We start from the raw sequence: 18,346 nt of genomic DNA, 5'->3' as shown, positions 1-18,346 counted from the left end.
AGGTAGTCGTGCTTCGGGATGGCGTCGGAGAGTCGCCTGGTGTCACTAGGCCGGTGTCGACCCACGCCTTGACAGTGCTCAGCGGAGCCACGGTGACGCCGAGGCTGGCGGCGACCGCTTCGCATACCGCGGGACTGCCGGTGAGCTGTGCCGCCACGGTCGTGTCGTATGACCTCAGCAGTTCCTGCATCCGGCCCTGAGGTGTGCGAACCCTCCTCCCTGGTGACCAGGCGTAGGCCGGCCAGCTCCGCCACTGTCATCAGGTCGGGCAGCTCCGAACTCGCTGCGGCGACCAGTACCAGGTCGTCGGCGACGAACGGCTCGCAGGTCAGCTCGCCTGACGACTGGGGCTGCAGAGGGGTGATCGCCAGGTCGACCTCGGTGCCGTCGACCAGGTTCCCGACCTCCTCGCTGTTGCCGATCTGCACGGAGATCGTGATCTCGGGGTGAGCGCACTGGAAGTCCGCGATCAGCGCCGGGAGCACATGGTTGCCGACACTCGACGTCGCCGCCAGTCGCACCGAACCACGCTGGAGCCCGCGGAACTCCTGGACGACGTGTTCGGCCTCCTCGAGGTCGGTCAGGATCTGACTGATCCGCTTGTACAAGGCACTGCCGGCCTCGGTCAGCCTGCCCCCCCGGTCGGGATCGCACGAACAGTGGGATTCGGTAATGCTCCTCCAGCTTCCGAATCTGGTTGGAGACGTGCGGCTGAGATGAGTACAGCTCGCGGGCGGCGACAGAGAACGACAGGTGGCGGGCGACCGCGGAGAAGATCTCCAGTTGCTGCAGGGTGACGGCCACGAATTTCTCCTCTGTCCAGCGTTGACAAGGTTGGTCAATGCTTCGCTTACGGTGCCGGTGTGCCCCAGACGCCCACTTCGTCGGCGCCGCCGAAGGGGGAGTTCGTGGCCGACGTGAGTCCGGCCAGCTTGACATAGCGGCCGCGGCGAACTGGCAGCTCTAGATGCTGGACGTCTCCGGTGGTGGCCAGACTGCCGGTCCTGATCGGCTCGCCCCACGACTGGCCGTCGGTGCTCACAGAGATCTCGTAGTCCTTGAAGGAGCGGTTCCCGACCCTGTTCTGGTAGTCGAAGCCGCGGATCTCGTAGTTGGCGCCGAGGTCGATGCTCACCCAATGTGGGTAGGGCGCCGGGCCCGCGATCTTGGTGTGCCACCCCGTGCCCGCATCGCCGTCCAGGATCCGGCTCGCCGGGCTGGCCGCTTCCTCAGAGCTCGTCGCGGCGATCCGCAGTCGGCTCTGCGGGATCTTGCCGGCCTGAACTGTGGTCACAGTTGCCGTGGCGCGGATCGCCTTTTCCACACCACGGTGCGCGTACGTCGACGAGGCGGCCAGTCCGAACGAGCCGGGCTGGGTGCCCTCGGGCGGAGTGACCAGCCAGCCGGTTGTGACCTTCGCCCCTGGCGCGACCGACGCGAATCCGGTGGCGCTGTCGGGGGCGACGGTCCATCCAGCCGGCATCTCCAGGCTCTGCCGGACATTGGTTACCGCGTCGGACTCGAGGTTGGTAAAGGTGGTCGTCACCCGATTCTGCTCGCCGGGAACGAGCCCACCGCTGGGCGTGGCGATCTCCTGGGTAGCGCAGGCCGTCGGCCCCTCGCTCAGGCCGACGTCCTCCACTTGGAAGTTGTCCATGATGAAGTCGGTCTCGGCGCCGGCGCCGGTGAGCTTGCGCAGCCCGACCCAGGTGTCACCGCAGGCGCCGGCGTCGAACTCCTGGCTGAACCGCGCCGTCTCGCGTTTCTCCGGTATCGGGGTCGCCGAGAGCTGCGTCGTACTCGGTTTGCCGCCGGCGATGCTGTCAAAGCCGATCGCCCACGAGTACCAGCCGGCCTTACTGTTCTGGTAGTCGAACGAAACGCGGTAGCGGCGTCCCGCCTCGAAGCGGGCGGTCTGGGGCACAGTGCGGTAGACGAGTCCCACCCGCTCCTCGTGGGCCTTCAGCGACTCCTCGCCATCGATCACGTCGTCGACCAGCTTGCCGTTCCACCCCTTCTGCGTGTACGGCGCGTTCTTCTGAGCTATGTGCGTGCGCGGACCGGCGATGCCACCGGTGTCCCCCTTGACGAATGGGTACCAGCCCTGGGTGACGTCCTCGAAGTCCTCCTTGGCGACGACGCCGGTGGGGCGTGGGCCCTTGGTCGGCACGACTCGCACGTTGTCCAGCTCGACTCGGGCCTCGCCCTCGACCGCCTGGACCGAGAGCGTCGCCGTCGAGGCGCCCGGGGGGACTGTGAAGCGCACCTCCAGGTTCTGGGTGTACGTGCCCTGCTTCTCGTCGGCGTTGAGATAGTTGTACGCCGCGGACCGCTCGACATGATTCTGCGTGGTCACCCCGCCGCTCGTCGTGCGCAACTCCACCTTGCGGGACATTCCGGGCTGAACCTCGACCTGGATGTTCGCGGCGTACGAGCCGGGTGCCAGCCCAGTGAGTCGCTGGCTGATCGACGCGCGAGCACCGGGCTTGAGTACCGTCTCGTACTGCCCCTTGGCGTCGCGTTCGACAGCGACCTCACCCGTCGTCGTCCAGGAGTCCAGTTTGCCGGAGTTGAAACCCGGGTCGTCGACGTTGCTTGCCTCGCCCCACGACACGCGGCGGGCCAGGCCCGAGCCGGCGCCGATGGCGAGGATGTAGGCCGTTTTGGCCTCGGCCTCGATGGTCACCGCGCCGGCCTTGACCGGCACGTTGCGCACGAATGTGCGTCCCTGGTCGGTGAGCTTGAACAGGGCGAGCTGCTTCGCCGGCGCGAACCGGTCCGTCAGCTGCCAGGAGGTCGTGCCACCGTCGGCGTTGTAGTGATACATCTTCGGCCCGCCCTTGTCCGTCTTCCACGGCAGCAGGTAGGCGTCATCCTGGAGGACCACGGCATCGCCGACGAGGATTTTGCGGCCACCGGTATCCGTGGCTCGCACCCCATCCGTGAAGCGGATGTCGTTCTGCTCCCAGTCCACGATCTCGTGTTGCTGGAGGAACTTCGTCGGCAGATTGCGCTGCCAGACGTTGTCGTAGAAGAAGTTCCAGTCGACCTCCGAGGTCCAGCCCTCGAAGTCGCGCAGTTCGGCGTTGCCGAGGATCGGATGCGGGTTCCAGGTGTCCTTCTGGGTGTTCCGGACGAAGCGGATGATGTCGGAGTTGAGCCCCTTGTTGGTCGCCCCGCCGTAGGACTCGTCATTGGCCCAGTGAGTCCACACCGCCTGCCGGTCGAAGGCGTACGACCATTCGGTCGCGATGTTCCAGCCCTGGTTGGTCAGCTCCTTCGCAAGACGGTCCTGCTTCCAGCCGAAGGAGGCGTAGACGTCGAGGTAGAGGAGGGCGAGATTCTTGTCGGTCTCGGCGCGGAGCTGAGCGAAGCGCCGCTGGACGTCCCCGCTCGTGAGGTCACGACGCTGGTCGATGTAGTACGACTGGTCGAGCCAGTTCCACCCCTTGGCGTTCGCGTTGACGAGTTCGTCCTTGAAGGTCTTGGCGACCGGGTAGGCCTCGGTGGCATTGACGTGGACGCCGAACTCAGCGCCCCACTTGGCGCCCTGCTTGAGCAGCGTGTTGAGCTCGGTGAGCCCGCCCGCCCGCTTGTTGATGTTGCCCCCGTAGTCGGGGTGAGCCGAGTCGTGACCCTCCGACTGGTAGCCCTTGAGGATCGCCATTTGGCCCAGTCCGTCGGTCGCCAGCGAGATCCGCTTGACGTCGTCGAGGGTGCGCAGGAACGGATGGGTGGCCATCGAGCCGAAGTTGTACGGGATGTGCGCGATGACGCGATCGGGGGTTTCCTTGGCGCCGTTGCCGCTGATCGCGATGTCGCGCAGCGCGATCGCCCCGTCCTGCCAGTCGACCTCGCCATCGGCGTTCGCGTCCGGCGTCACGGTGACCTTGGCCCAGGGCAGTTCCTCGGTGAACGGCGCGCCGGCGGCACGGTAGGTCCACTGTCCGCTCCAGAAGCCGACTCGTGTCCGTTGACCGTCTTTGACCGACTGTCGCCAGATCCGGCGGTTGTTACTGCCCAGATCCTGGTCGTAGACGGAGTTGGTCTCGAGGGCCGCTGCCAGGGCACTCGTGCTGACGATGGCGTACGCCGAGCCGACGGGCGCGGCGTCGGGCGAGGTGGCGGCTGTCACCGCCGTGACCGTGTCCCCGGCGGTCGTCCGGTTGGCCGAGATGACGGCTGTCGCTGTTGTCGCGCGGGCGTCGGTCGAGTCGACGGACATCAGATCGTGGCCAGGGATGTCGATCGTGCCGACCCGGTGCTCGGCGGTGTCCTCGATCCCTGTGATGGCGAAGGTCGTGACCCGGCCTGTGAGGTGGAGGCTGGCCGTCATCATGACGCCGTCGAGCCCGGGAAAGGAGAGCTTGTAGCCGATCGTGTTCTGGTCGACCTGAGCCGCATCGACCTTGACCTCGTGCGTTGCGCCATTGATCTTGACGGACGTGAGGGGCGTCGCCGAGCCGTCGATCCACGCGCCGGTGCTGCGTTCGGCGTACCGGATCACCTGAGGGAACGCCTTGCTCACGGTGACAGTGAGCTGGTCCGACGTTAGCAGCGCCGTGCCGTCCGATATCGAGGGTGGCGGTGCCGCGAGCGGCTGGGCCGCGTTGCTGCCGAGCAGGGCGACCCCGGCGGCGAAGGTGGTGACCGCTGCGAGTATTCGTCTGTGGCTTCGACGCATTCTGACGGACCCTTCCTGGGCAAGTGAGGGTGGCGGCGGCGCCGGGACAAGGTGGCGGCACCACTCCGCAAGCGATGCTGTGATAGCACCAATTGAGCGGCAACAGTAAGCACCGCGCACCCTGAGCGCAAGGGCACAGCGCAGGTGAGCGACGGCGCGGGACGCGCGCGGCTACCCCTGGGGGCATGCGACGAGCGCCCGACGGATTCCGCCGGGCGCTCGTGGGTCGGTCAGGAGGTGTGGGCGATCCTCAGCGCACGTAGATCATGTCGCCGATGGTGCGCTCTCTGCCGTCGGATGGGCTGGTGACCACCTGGTCGTTCAGCACCATCGCCGTCGATCCACCGCCGTCGAGGTTGATTCCGTTGCTCAGGCCCAGGGTCAGGGCCAGCTCAGCGGTTTCGTCGATGGACAGCCCGAGTTCACCGGTTTGGCGGCCGTCCACGGTGATGAGGAGGGTCCGGCCGTGCCCGTCGACGCCGGCGAACGTGCGGGGGTTGCGCTGCAAAGCCCAGCCGTAGGCGAAGGAGGGGTCGTTGTCGCGCACCATCCCGTCGGCCCGCTGCGTAACGTGCTTGCGCCCGCCGCGGACCAGCTCAGGGCCGCCGTTCACCACCGAGACGTTCTTGCGGACCAGCGACTTGCCGCCGGCGGTCAGGTCGGTCGCGATCGTGAGCCGGTCGCCGACGACGACCTCCGCGAGCTGATCGGAAGCGCTGCCGGTGGCCTGGACGGAGCGTTCGCCGGCGTGGAGTGAGGTACCTCGCTGACCTGCCACGTGCACGACGCGGTCCTTGCGGTCGACCACGACCTCCCGTCCCGGCCCGGCCGGCGTCTGCGTGTCGAAGGCGGTCGTGAACGCGACCAACTCGTCGGGGTCGGTGCAGGTCACGTCGTGCAAGGGGGCGTCCGTCGGCAGGTCGCCCGTGCCGCCGCAGTTGCGGATGAGACCCGGGAAGCGGTTGATCCCGTCCAGTGAGTGCACCTGCTTGCCTCGGGATTGATGGCCGCTCTCGACCGTGATGGTTCCGTGCCACGCGGGCCGGACGACATTGGTTCCGCGACCAGTGTGCGGGAGCACGAGCACCGGTCGGTCGCCGACCGGCTCGGACTCCAGCACGCCGTCGTACACGGCTGCTCCGGCGGGGTCACCTGGAGCGCCGCTGGCGGAGCTGAAGACGAAGAAACCGGCGTTGATCGCCGCGGTCGCATCCAGGCCGGCGCTCATCGTCGAGACGAGTTCACGGTCGTAGAGGTCGGCGCCGTAGGAGGCCCCGAGCTCACCCGCGAATGTGCGTGGGTCGATGGTGAGGACGTTCACCGTCCACTTGCCGCGGTCCTGGCTTGCGCCGTCCCAGCCCCGGTACCAGGTACGGGAGGAGAAGCCGGCGGCACGCAGCGCGGTGACTTTGGCCGATGCGGCCGACGATGAAGCGAACGTCTGCGTCAGGCGCACGCGGTACCCGATGACACCGGCTGGCACGTCCGCAGCCGCCGGCTGCTCGACTGGCTGAGCCTCCGCAGCGAAGCCGCTCGTCGCCATCCGGTCGACGATCCGCTGGGCGCTCGCGCGGTCCTGGATCGCCTTGGCCGGGGCATCCGGGTCGGGATCGTTGAGATGCGCGACATGGTCGACTTCCTTAAGGTGGTTTCGTAAATCTCGCTACAGATATTCCGTGCGAGCTGGAGCGATGTCAAGGGTGAATCTGGAAATTCATGCTCGTAAGTGCTTGCCCAATGCGGCGAGCGTGCAGGAGACTCCAAACTTCTGTTTCGCAGACCGGCCCCGATGCAATCCGCTAGGAGTCCGCCATGACGTCGCACGTGCCCCCTCGCACTGTCCTCCTCGCTCTGCTCGCCCTGATCGCCACCTGCCTGGTCGGCGTCCCGCTCGCCTCCGCTGGGACCGCCGCGGTATCGGACGGCGCGGCGATCAGCTCCGCCAGTCAATCCGCCGCCGGCTCCGGCCGGCCACTGATCCCGCTGCCGGTGGTCGCCGAGGACGTCGCCGGCGACCCATTCACACTTAGGCCGTCGCTGGTGGTGGTCGCACCCGGTAGCGCCGCGCCGCTCGGTGCCCAGCTCGCCGCGCACCTGCGCAAGTCCACTGGGTTCAAGGTGCCGCTCGTATCGCGTGGCGGCAGCCAGGCGATCCGGATCACTGTCGATCCGGCCGCGGCGTATACCGTCGATGGCCGCGCGCCGACGGCCGAGTCCTACGTGCTCGACGTGACCGGCGCCGGCGTGACGATCACCGCGCGCACCGCGCACGGCGCGTTCAACGGTGTGCAGACGCTGCGCCAGTTGCTCCCGGCCTGGGCCGAGTCGGCGACCCCGGTCCGCACCGGCTGGCAGGTCCGGCCCATTCACATCGAGGATGCGCCCCGGTTCTCGTACCGCGGCGTGATGCTGGACGTCGCCCGGTCGTTCCAGGAGGTCGATGAGGTAAAGCACTACATCGACGTGCTGTCGGCCATGAAGATGAACGTGCTGCACCTGCACCTGGCCGACGACCAGGGCTGGCGGATCGAGATCACCAACAACGGCAAGGCCGCCGGTGACCCGATCGACTACAGCGCCCTGACCCGCGAGTCAGGGATCACCGCGATGAACCAGCAGGGCTACCGCCAGGAGCTGGGCCGGACCGGCTACTACACCCAGGCGCAGTACCGCGACATCGTCGCCTACGCGCAGAAGCGGCACGTCACGGTGGTGCCGGAGGTCGACATCCCGGGTCACACCAATGCCGCGCTGCACGCGATCCCGCAACTCAACACCGACCGCTCGCTGCCTGCACGGAACCCGCAGACCGGAGTCGTCGACTGGAACGGCACCGGCAATGTCGGCTACTCCGCGCTGGACGAGAAGCACGAGCTCAGCTACACGTTCGTCGCGCACGTGTTCAAGCAACTGGCCGCGATGACCGGCGGTCCGTACGTGCACCTGGGCGGCGACGAGTCGCACGCGATGGGCCACACCCGGTACGTCGAGTTCGTCAGGCGGGCGGTGCCAGTGCTGCAGCGGGCCACCGGTGTCGGCACGATGGGCTGGACCGAGTACGCCGAGGCTGGGCTCGCGCAGGGACCGGGGTACTGGAACGGCTCGGTGGTGCAGTACTGGGTTGGTTCCGGTGACTGGGTGCGCGACTTTGTCAGCAAGGGCGGCAAGGCGGTGGTGTCGGCGGCCGGCGGCTCGTACCTGGACCAGAAGTACAACTCGGCGACGCCGATAGGTCTGACCTGGGCGTGCTCGGGTACCTGTGACTTCCAGAAGTACTACAGCTGGGACCCGACCACGACGATCTCCGGCGGGGTTCCGGAGTCCGGCATCCTCGGCGTCGAGGGACCGCTGTGGTCGGAGACGGTGCGCGGCGGCGACCAGGCAGGGTTCCTGACCATGCCGCGCGCGGCGGCGATCCTGGAGACCGGCTGGACCCCGGCCGCGAAGAAGGATGTCACCGGTTTCGCCGCCCGGCTCGGCCTGCTCGGCCCGCACCTGACGGTTGCCGGTAGCAACTACTACGAGAGCGCCGGAGCGACCTGGGCGGCGTCCGTCGCGGGTACAGACGTCGCCGCGCGGCCGGGGAGCACCGGCCCGCACCGCGTTGGGCTGGTCGTCGCACCGGGCACGAAGGCGTCCGCCGACGGCACGCAGATCGTGCCGGACACCGTGAGCACGGACGGCGACCCCGCCTCGAAGAGCGCGCTGACCGGGCCGCTCACTGCCACCCTGACCTGCGGGACCGCCGCCCTGCCGGTCCGGTTCGGCCAACAGCAGGCCCGCGACAACCTGCACGGCGCAGGCACCTACACCGCCACCGTGCAGGCCGCGTTCAGCACGGACACCGACTGCATGCTCACCCCGTCGACCGGTGAAGCGGTACCTATCCGGGTCAGAGCCACCGACCGGGCCCCGGTCGCCAGTGACGCTCCCGCCGGCACCCCGGCGCTATCCGTCGGCAGGTCCGGCAAGCAGGTGCACGCCGGGACCTGGGTGCCGCTCGACCTGACCGGGTTCGCCCCCGGCTACGTCGACATCCGGATCGACGGCAGGACCGTCTACACCGTCCGGCCCGGCGCGAACGGCGAGTTCCACCGCACCGGCGTGGTGCCGCACACGCTGTACGACGGCAAGCGAACCTTCAGCGCCGTCCAGGGCGAGCGGTCCGCGAGCGTCGTGGTCGACGTCGAGTCCGACCTCAAGCCGCTGCCGAATCTGATCGACCAGACCACGCTGAAGGTGCATGACGTCGACAGCGCGGAGACCGTCGGCGAGAACGGCGCGGCCGGCAACGCGATCGACGGCAACCCGAACTCGATCTGGCACACACAATGGCTGAACGGTGCCCCGGGCTTCCCGCACCACATCACTCTCGACCTGGGCAAGGCGCACGACGTCACCGGGCTGCAGTACCTGCAGCGGCAGAATGCCCGCAACGGCCGGATCAAGGACTACCGGATCGCGGTCTCCGCCGATGGCACCGCCTGGACCGACGTGGCAACTGGGTCGTTCGCCGAGGTTCTGACCCCGCAGAACGTGACGTTCGGAGCCGTCCGCGGCCGCTACGTCCGGTTGACCGGTCTGAACACCCACCCGGGCAACGCGTTCGGCGGCGCGGCCGAGATCAACATCGGCGGCGTGCCGGCTCCCTAGGCCGGATGGACGGCCAGTGCGTTAGGCCGTGTGGGCAGCACGATCGGGACCTCTGCCCCAGAGCAGAAGGCGGCCCTGCTCCTTGGCGACGCGCAGACCGCCGGCGAGAGCGGCGTCGCGCCAGTCGGTGAACCGTGGTGCGACGACTCGCGTGTCGAGCGGTGAGCAGACGCGCAACTGCCTCTCGACCCGCGCGGCGAGATGGGCGCCGCCGGCCACGCCGGTCTCGCCGTGCAGGACGAACAGGCCCGGGTCCATGACCGCGGAGATCGCCGCCAGACCGACCGCGATGCGTCGTGCGACCTCGTCGAGGAAGGCCTCGGCTTCCGGGGTCTGTCCGCGAGTTGCCTGGGTGATCATCGTCTTGACCGAACGGCCGGCGAGTCCGTACTGCGTGCGGCCGAGGTCACGGAGAGCGCGGGAGCCGACCAGGGTCTGGAAGTCGCCACGGAAACCGTCTCGCGCGGACGGGGTTCGGTCGACCGGTGGCACCGGGGCCCCTGGAACGGGCATGTAGCCGATCTGGCCGGCAGCGCCGCTCGCACCGAGATACGGCCGGCCGTTGTCGATCACGGTTAAGCCGACCCCGACTCCCAGCCAGATCAGGGCGTACTGGGTGTCCGGTGGAACGTCCAGGAACTGTCGCTCCGCGAGTGCGACGAGTCGGACCCCGGTGACCAGTTCGACCGGACCGCCGACCAGTTCCTGTAAGGGGATCAGCATGCCGGAGCGCCATTCCGGCAGGTCCCAGGAGAAGCCGAGATCACCGGTGGCACGATCGACGATGCCTGGCAGGCCGACGACCGTGTGGACCGGGGTCTCGCCGGACCGTCCGGCTGCGATGGTGACGTCACGGATGAGGCCGGAAATCTGTTCAGGGAGCGGAGTGTCGTCCTGTGGGCGGCTGAGGGTGTGCCGTGGACCGCCCGCGACGTCGCTGACTGTCGCCCACAACTCGTTGTCCCGGAAATCCGCCGCGGCAACCAGATGGTCGCCGGTGCGCAATCCGTACAGCACCGGTCGTGGCCCGGGTCGAACCGCCTCGGCCTGCCCGACTTCCTGGATCAGGCCGCGGTCGGTGAGACGGCGGACGAGATCGATGACGGTCGGCTGAGCCAGCCCGGTGATCTCGCGCAATTGGGTGCGAGTGAGCGGTCCCTGATCGGCGAGCAGGTCGAGTGCGACCCGGTCGTTGATCTGCCGCGCCATCCGCGGATCGCCGCGGCCTGCGGTTCTGGTCATCGTTCCCGTCCTTCGGTCTTGATGACACCCTACGCAACAACTGCCCAAAGCTGGACCCGTGGTGGACACACAGTGCTTGTCTTACAGGCCGCTCTGCCATTGACTAGTAGGGAACCGACTGATTAACGTCCGTCATGACTTATCGCCATGCAGCAACGACCTGCCAGGGAGGACTGCCATGCCGCCACCGAGTGCCATGAGTCGTCGAACGCTTCTTCAGGTTGCCGGCGCCGGTGCCGCAGCCGCGGCGACTGGCGTGACACCCGTACGGGCCGCCGCCCGGCGGGTTCGTGATCCGCTGACGCATGCCGACCGGGTGTTCCTCACGGATGGCCTGCACCACGGATCCTGGAACCGTTCGGGTCCCAGCGACGGCTGGGACCCGACGCCTCAGCGGTACATCGACTCCGGCTTCACCGCCCCGACGTTCTACAATCCTCCGGGTTTTGCGTCCGACCTGATGGCCGGCCTGCCCGGGTACCGCTGGTCGAGCGCACAGGACCCGGTTGACGGTGGTGCGCTGAACGAGCCGCCGCCCGCCGGTACGCCGATCCTGACCGGCGACCGCGCCGCGAACGCCGACCGGCTGTTCAGCATCTGCGTCGGTGACGAGAACACCTACACCGCAGAGCATCTGTCGTGGTGGACCGAGTACTTCGCCCGCCTACGAGTCGAAGCCCCCAACGCGATCCTGCACAACAACCAGTGGGGTGGGCAGTGGACCGATGCTCAACTGCGGACCTACATCCAGACCTGCCACCCGGACCTGCTGACGTTCGACACCTATTACTTCTGGGGGAATCCGCAGTTCGCGGGTGGCAGCGTCACGCCGCTCTACAACCACACTGCGCGTTATCGGAGTCTTGCGCTGGAGGGTCAGGACGGCGCGGGGAGGGCTCCGCTCGCCTTCGGCCAGTACACCTGTGGATTCCGGCTGCCGTTGACTTCCTCGTCGCCGGGCTACGAACGCAAGTACATCACGTCGGAGTCGCAGCTCAAGGTGGTGTCCGGGGTGACCTGGGCGATGGGTGGGCGTTGGCAGACGCTGTTCCGCTGGGAGCTCGACGCCACCGCCCCGGGGTGGCCGGAGTCCGACGGCCTGTTCCTGAACTACGCGGACACCACCCCGACGCCGCAGTTCTACCAGTTCCAGAAGCTGAACGCGGAGATGCGCGCCTTCTCCCCGTACCTGGTCCGGCTGCGCACGAAGGCGATCGCGGTGCGACGCGGCAAGACAGCTACCGGTGCGACAAATCCGGCATCGGCCGTGGGCGACTTCACCGCCGCGACCGACACGGGCAGCTGGGTCAGCGACATCACGTCGGTGAACACCGGGATCGCGAACAATCACCAGCCGGGTGATGTGTTCTTCGGTTCGTTCCGCACGGTCCCCGGGCTGACGAGCGCGGAGATCGGAAGCTATCTGCCGGGTCCGCATACCCGGGCGTTCATGCTGGTCAACGCGCTGACCGCCAGCAACACCGACGGCACCAGCCATACCGGCACGGGCGGACGTGGTGTCGACTGCTCGCAGCGAATCACCGTCACGCTGAACACCTCGAACGCCGGCAACCACGTACTCAAGCGCGTCAATCGCCTCGACGGAACGCTCGTCACGGTCCCGTTGACGCAGGTCAGAAGCGGCGTACACACGTTCGACATCGACGTCCTGGGTGGCGACGCCCACCTGTTCATCTGGAGCTGACCATGCCTGCCTCATCGCGGCAGCACCCGAACATCGTGCTTGTGATGACCGACGACCAAGGTGCCTGGGCGCTCGGAGCGTCGGGCAACCACGAGATTGTTACGCCCCATCTCGATCGCCTCGCGGCGGAGGGGACCAGATTCGAGCGGTTCTTTTGCGCTTCGCCGGTCTGCTCGCCGGCGCGGGCCAGTTTCTACACCGGGTTGATGCCGTCGGCTCACGGCGTACACGACTGGATCTCGGCCCGTCACATCGGTCCGCAGGGACAGGACTTCCTCGACGGGCACGAACTCCTGACCGACGTACTCGCGAAGAACGGCTACCGCTGTGGGCTGGCCGGCAAGTGGCATCTCGGGGCGAACGATGTGCCGCGACCGGGGTTCGTCCACTGGTTCGCGCACCAGAGCGGAAGCAGCGCGTACACGAACGCGCCGATCGTTCGTGACGGTGCGCTGGTCGATCAGCCCGGCTATGTGACGGATGCCTTCACCGATGAAGCCTGTGCTTTCATCCGTCGAGAGGTGGAGCGCGACCGGGAGGCACCCTTCTTCCTCGCTCTGAACTACACCGCGCCGCACTCGCCGTGGAAGGATCAGCATCCGCGCCGCCTGCTCGAGTTGTACGACGACTGCGCGTTCGAGACCGCCCCGCAGGCGCCCCCTCATCCGTGGGCGCGGCACACAGCGACCGGCAGCCCTGCCGAAGGCGAACCGGATCTGCGCGCCGCGCTCGTCGGGTACTACGCATCGATCACCGGTGCCGACGAGGGGGTCGGGCGAGTACTCGCGGAGCTCGACCGGCTCGGTGTTCGCGACGACACGCTCGTTGTTTTCACCAGCGACAACGGTTTCAGCTGCGGCCAGCACGGCTTCTGGGGCAAGGGCAACGGGACGAACCCACAGAATTTGTACGACAGCTCGATTCTGGTGCCGTTCATCGTGAATCAGCCGGGCCGCGTGCCAGCAGGTCGCCTGGTGTCCGCCCTTGTTTCGGCGTACGACGTGAAGACGACACTGCTGGAGCACGCCGGTATCGATCATCCGGTCGAGCCTCGGTCACCCGGCCGCAGCTTCCTGGATCTCATCGAGGGCCGCGACCCGGACGAAGTCCGCGAGCGGGTAGTGGTTGCCGACGAGTACGGTGCCGCCCGAATGATCAGGACTGCCGGCTGGAAGTACATCCGGCGCTATCCACTGGGGCCGGACGAGTTGTACGACCTGGTCAACGACCCGTGGGAGCGGGACAACCTCGTGGACGACCCGGTGTACGCCGCACGGGTCACGCAACTGGCCGAGGAACTGGCGCTCTGGTTCGCCGAGTACACCGATCCTCTGCATGACGCCCGCGCGGTATCGGTCAGCGGCTTGGGCCAGGTGGAGTACGACCACCTCCCCGGAGCCTTCAACCAGGCGCTGAACCAGCGCGTCAAGTCCTGAAGCCGTCGATCGAGACCGCGGCCAGGCCGTGCGGCTTAGCGGTCGACGAAAGTCCAAGTCTCGCTCCCTCAGAGTCCATTCCGCCGACATCCGATGCATGTATTTCACACAACCCGATGAGCGCACTTGTCAAGGCCTGATGCCGGACGTCTTGGCTATCGCCGCGATAGCCAAGACGTCGCTACGCCGCAGGGCAGTTGGTGTGCAAGGTTGGCATTCGTTCCTGGTTCCTCCGTTTCTCGGATTCGCGCCGCCCGACAGCGACCGGAAGGATGTTCATGAACGATCAGCCACCCGCGGAGACGCGCGAAGGCCTCGCACGACGATCGCTTCTCGGAGGTGGCGTCGCAGCGGCCATGTCGCTCGCGGCCACGCCGGCCTCCGCAGCCGACAGACCACGAGCCGCCGGACCGATCCGAGCGGCAGTCCTCGAGTACGTCGACCAATGGACCCACGGCAAAGGGCTGGCGGCCCTGCTGGCCCAGGCCGGCGTCGAGGTGATGACCCTTGATGTGGGTAAGCCCGCGAGCGGTCAGCTGATCGACGGACAGCGGGTCGACCTGATCGCGTTCGGCAGCTTCACCAACAACGATGCCGCCTACACCGCCTATGTCGCCGAGGAGGCGCGGTCGATCCAGGACTTCGTCGCCCGGGGCGGCGTCGTACTCGACCTGGCCCAGTCGGACCAGCTCGGCGCGAGTGTCGCCTATCTGCCCGAGGGCATGAGTGCTCGGAGGGCGGATCCGGATCACGACACGGTGTTCCCGATGGCCGGCGAGCATCCGCTTGTCGCCGGTCTGCGGACTGTCGACGGGCAGTTGTTCACCGGCCGCAGTACGGCTACCCGCGTCAGCTGGGAGACACTGGTGTCCGGGCTGTCGATGCGTGTGCTGATGGCGACGGCCTCGACCGGCCTGCCGCCGTGCCTGCTCGAAGGCGCGTACGGCCGTGGCCGGTTCCTGGTCAGCAGCCTGACCATCGACAAGGTGTACGACGCGTCGGGTCGGGCGCCGATCCAGCCCGACGCGGCGTTCGCCGACAGCGCCGCGTTCTTCACCGCCGTCGCACGGTACGCCGGGATGGTTCGAGCAGGCACCGCACCGAAAGTGGTGCCGACCCCGATGCCCACAGAGCCTGCTACCGGGCCGCTCGTCGGTCATGTCGATACCGAGAGGGCGAGGATCTGGTTCCGTCCAGGTGCCGACCACCAGACACTGACGCGATGGCGATGCACGGTCCGCAAGGGATCCGGTGTGGTGACGGTGGCGAGTGCCGACTTGTCCGCGTTCAACGACAACACCGCGCTGTTCGACGTTCGGGGGCTGAGCGCCGGTCGCACCTACACCTTCACGATCACACCGAAGCGGTTCGACGGCGACTTCGCGCCGCTGACCGGATCGTTCACCACCGCCCCGCAACCCGGCCGCCCCACCGTGGTTACGATGGGACTCGGGTCCTGCGCCCCGTCGGACTCGAACACGATCTGGACACGGGTCGCCGACGAGGGCTGCGACAGCTTCGTGATGCTCGGTGACACGCCGTACATCGACTCCGGCGACCTGGAAGTTGCCAGGAGCAAGCATCGGTCCTTCCTCAAAGTGCCAGAGCTGGCGGCGCTGGTCCGCTCGCGGCCGGTCTGGGGGACCTGGGACGACCACGACTTCGGCGGCAACGACCAGCACGGCGACTTCCCGGCCAAGGCGAACTCCCGGCGCGCGTTCGTCGACTACCGTGCGAACGTCACCTTCGGCCACAACGCGGCCGGCGAGCAGCTTGCCGACCGGTCGGTCGGCAGCGGGGTGTATACCTCGTTCCGGCGGGGGCCGATCGAGGTGTTCCTGCTGGATCCGCGCTGGTTCAGCCGGACCGAGCCGAGCTGGGCCGACCCGGCGCAGACGACGTGTCTCGGCGGGATCCAGTGGCAGTGGTTCCGGGATCGGGTGCGTCGGAGTACGGCGACCTTCAAGGCCATCACGACCGGGATGATCTGGGACGACAAGCAGAACAGCGAGAAGGACGACTGGGCGACGTACTCCTATGAGCGCGAGGCGATCTTCGACTTCATCAAGACCGAGAAGGTCCCCGGCTGCTTCCTGCTCAGCGGCGATATCCACGTGTCGCGGGCACTGAACTACGGGCCCCGGGTGGGGTACGACCTGTGGCAGTACGTCGTCAGTCCGATGCACGGCAGCACGATTCCGAGCCTGAACGACCCGAATCCGGCCCTGGTCCACAGTGCGGTCGAGCCCTACGTGTTCCTGAAGCTCGTCGCCGACACGACGGTCAGTCCGGCCACGCTGACCGCTACCTGGATCAACCGCGACGGCCGCCGCATCTTCGAGGTGCGACGCACCAGCACGGACATGGGCTACCTGAGTTAGCACGATCGGAGCCGGTGTCCCAAAATGATCGGCCGCAGCGTCGACACCCGGCAGCGGATCCAGGTAACGCTGGACCTCTCCGCTCAGTCTGGCGCTAACTCGATCGTGCAGTCGGTCCGGCCGGGCCGCCTGCCCGCCCCAGACCCGTCACTGCAAGCCGCGGAGAGATGCTCCTTGGAGATCCGGAACGCCGAACGCTGCATCCCGAAGCAGGCGAGATGCCTCATGCACAGCGCCGGCGAGGACTGCACTGTCGCCAAGCCGCGACACCCGAAGGTCGACTCCCCATGGCAGATGATCCGTCAGTACAGAGGTCAGTGGCTGGACCAGCGCGCTGCCCAGCAGCTTCGACACCTCACCGGCGAGGACGATGCACTCGGGATCGACGACGGTGACCATCGCGAGCAGTCCGACGGCTATCTGCTCCGCGACCGCCCGCCATTCCGGAGCGGTGGACGGCTTGGACACCAGGTTCGTGGTCCACGCGTACGCCGGATCGTGCTTCGTCCCCGCGGCGGCGGCGAGAGCGACCGCGCCGGCGAGCGTCTGGTAGCTCGCGACCCTTCTTTCCAGCCGGCGCATCGGGACCGGCTCGGCGCTGGCCGGGAGGAAGCCGATCTCGCCCGCGGCACCGTGCTCGCCCCGCAGGATCCGCCCCTTGAGCATCAGGGCCGAGCCGACGCCCACGCCCAAGGACAGCAAGAGAAACGAGTCGACGTCCTGCGCGATGCCCACGCGATGCTCGGCGACGGCGCGAAGGTTGACCTCGTTCTCGAAGGCGGTGTCGTGACCTAGACGCCGGCGAATTCGCGCGGCCGCGCCGGCGGGCCAGTCGGGCCGGTCCCAGGCGAAGACGATGTCGCCGGTGGCCGGGTCGACCGAACCAGGAAGCCCGACAACGGTGCAGAGATACTTGAACCGCCGGTCCTGCTCCGTCTGGCCGACGGCATCGACGATCTGGTCGACCAGATCCACGCCCGGAACAATCGGCGTACTGGTGTCGCCACGGCGTGAGCTGCCGAGAACCACGCGGCGGACGCGGATCTCGTCCACGGCGATGTCGACTCCGATGCACAGTCCGAGATCCGGCGGCAGCCCGTACAACGTGGCCTTCCGTCCGCGTTGCGCGCTCTCCCTCAGGCCATGCTGTGCGACCAGTCCGCGCGCTGCGAGCCGCTCGGTCAGTTCGAGCACGTAGGGCCGGGAGAACTGCGCCGCCTGAGCGATCTGGCCACGGGTCAGCGGCCCATAGTCGGCCAGCAACTCCAGGAACGCCCTGTCGTTGATGGCCCGGACGGCCTCGACCGAGAGTTGGGGCACCTTCATCCGCGGCTCCTGACCGAAAAGTGGGTAGACCGATTGAAACATCGCGAGCCCGCCTCGGCGTCACACCCGCGTCAGCCACGGCCGAGAGGCGCAGGCGGCGATTCCCTTGCAGTGATCGGATTCTATGCCTTGACGGATCCGTGTTATTAGATAAGTCTTGCTACTAAATTCTTCCCGGTCGCCCGTTCGCCGGATCAGGGCGGCCGAGGATGCGGGACAGGGAGTCGCGTAGATGCGAACGCAGGACAGCAGGACACCGCCGGCAGTCTGCCGCGACGAAGGCCGGCGAACGACGGCACCGGAGCCGAGCGAGCTCGCCTGGGCGGAGGTCCAGGAACGGTTCACGTGTCCGTCGTGGTTTGCTGAGGCGAGGTTCGGTGTCTGGGTGCACTGGGGAGCGCAGACTCAGCCGGCCGAAGGGGGTGGTTGGTATGGCCGTCACATGTACATGGCGGACGTTGGCGACCAGAGGTGGGGAGCCGGTGCGTATTCGTACCACTTGAAGACCTATGGTCATCCGTCGGAGAAGGGATTCAAGGATGTTATCCGTGAGTGGAAGGCGGCCGAGTTCGACGCGGACGCGTTGCTGGAGTACTTCGCCGGGCTCGGAGCGAGGTACTTCGTGGCCCTCGCCAATCATCATGACCACTTCGACAACTTCGATTCCAGCCATCAGCCGTGGAACTCGGTGAACGTTGGCCCGCGGCGGGATCTGATCGGCGAGTTCGCTGCTGCTAGTCGCCGTGTCGGGATGCCGTTCGGGGTCAGCTCGCATGACGACCGGATGCTGATGTTCTACGAGCATGCCTTTGGAGCTGACGTCTCGGGTCCGAAGGCCGGTGTGCCGTACGACGGGAACCTCACGGCGGCCGATGGTGAGGGAACTTGGTGGGAGGGGCTCGATCCGGCCGGTCTCTAC

Annotated in this window: 9 protein-coding genes and 2 pseudogenes; 5 read left to right on the top strand and 6 right to left on the bottom strand. The window is 67.4% G+C overall.

Annotated elements, in window-relative coordinates:
- Positions 1-260: 260 nt before the first annotated feature.
- From A3ES_RS57160 to A3ES_RS48295, 4 genes and pseudogenes are all read right to left on the bottom strand, one after another.
- Positions 261-485: pseudogene (locus tag A3ES_RS57160) on the bottom strand (LysR substrate-binding domain-containing protein); the annotation flags it as partial.
- 169 nt (positions 486-654) lie between these two features.
- A pseudogene (locus A3ES_RS57155) lies at positions 655-939 on the bottom strand (helix-turn-helix domain-containing protein); the annotation flags it as partial.
- Positions 851-4,684 (bottom strand): endo-alpha-N-acetylgalactosaminidase family protein, encoded by a 3,834-nt coding sequence (locus A3ES_RS48300; protein WP_020389565.1) that lies wholly within the window; start codon positions 4,682-4,684, stop codon positions 851-853. The pseudogene A3ES_RS57155 and the gene A3ES_RS48300, both read right to left, overlap by 89 nt.
- A gap of 250 nt (positions 4,685-4,934) precedes the next feature.
- Complete coding sequence (locus A3ES_RS48295; protein ID WP_020389564.1) at positions 4,935-6,227, bottom strand: phosphodiester glycosidase family protein; 1,293 nt, start codon at positions 6,225-6,227, stop codon at positions 4,935-4,937.
- A 269-nt stretch (positions 6,228-6,496) separates the two neighbouring features.
- Here A3ES_RS48295 and A3ES_RS51515 point away from each other — a divergent pair, with 269 nt between their 5' ends.
- Entirely contained in the window at positions 6,497-9,337 is a 2,841-nt protein-coding gene (locus A3ES_RS51515) for a family 20 glycosylhydrolase (RefSeq protein WP_020389563.1), read from the top strand.
- A 21-nt stretch (positions 9,338-9,358) separates the two neighbouring features.
- Here the strand turns inward: A3ES_RS51515 and A3ES_RS48285 are convergent, their stop codons facing one another.
- Positions 9,359-10,579 carry an ROK family transcriptional regulator gene (locus A3ES_RS48285; RefSeq protein WP_020389562.1) on the bottom strand — a complete coding sequence of 407 codons (1,221 nt, stop codon included), beginning with the start codon at positions 10,577-10,579 and terminating at the stop codon, positions 9,359-9,361.
- A 196-nt stretch (positions 10,580-10,775) separates the two neighbouring features.
- Between A3ES_RS48285 and A3ES_RS0124905 the strand changes: the two genes are divergently transcribed.
- The 3 genes from A3ES_RS0124905 (at position 10,776) to A3ES_RS0124895 (ending at position 16,101) form a co-directional block, all read left to right on the top strand.
- Positions 10,776-12,284, top strand: a complete 1,509-nt coding sequence (locus A3ES_RS0124905; protein WP_020389561.1) for a hypothetical protein — start codon at positions 10,776-10,778, stop codon at positions 12,282-12,284.
- A 2-nt stretch (positions 12,285-12,286) separates the two neighbouring features.
- The gene (locus tag A3ES_RS0124900) at positions 12,287-13,720 is read left to right on the top strand and encodes a sulfatase family protein (RefSeq protein WP_020389560.1); all 1,434 of its coding nucleotides are present in this window, start codon (positions 12,287-12,289) and stop codon (positions 13,718-13,720) included.
- Between the two features lie 278 nt (positions 13,721-13,998).
- Positions 13,999-16,101, top strand: coding sequence for an alkaline phosphatase D family protein (locus A3ES_RS0124895; RefSeq protein WP_020389559.1), 2,103 nt, complete (start codon positions 13,999-14,001; stop codon positions 16,099-16,101).
- A 147-nt stretch (positions 16,102-16,248) separates the two neighbouring features.
- Here A3ES_RS0124895 and A3ES_RS0124890 read toward each other — a convergent pair whose 3' ends face one another.
- Positions 16,249-17,427: an ROK family protein gene (locus A3ES_RS0124890; RefSeq protein WP_020389558.1), complete on the bottom strand. Its 1,179-nt coding sequence runs from the start codon at positions 17,425-17,427 to the stop codon at positions 16,249-16,251.
- Between the two features lie 232 nt (positions 17,428-17,659).
- Here A3ES_RS0124890 and A3ES_RS0124885 point away from each other — a divergent pair.
- The coding region (locus tag A3ES_RS0124885) for an alpha-L-fucosidase (protein ID WP_020389557.1) at positions 17,660-18,346 on the top strand (687 nt) is incomplete at its 3' end.

This window comes from Kribbella catacumbae DSM 19601 (genome assembly GCF_000372465.1).
GTDB classification, from domain to species: domain Bacteria; phylum Actinomycetota; class Actinomycetes; order Propionibacteriales; family Kribbellaceae; genus Kribbella; species Kribbella catacumbae.
The sequence above is the reverse complement of the archived record's forward strand: the minus strand, read 5'-3'. Positions and strand labels throughout refer to the sequence as shown.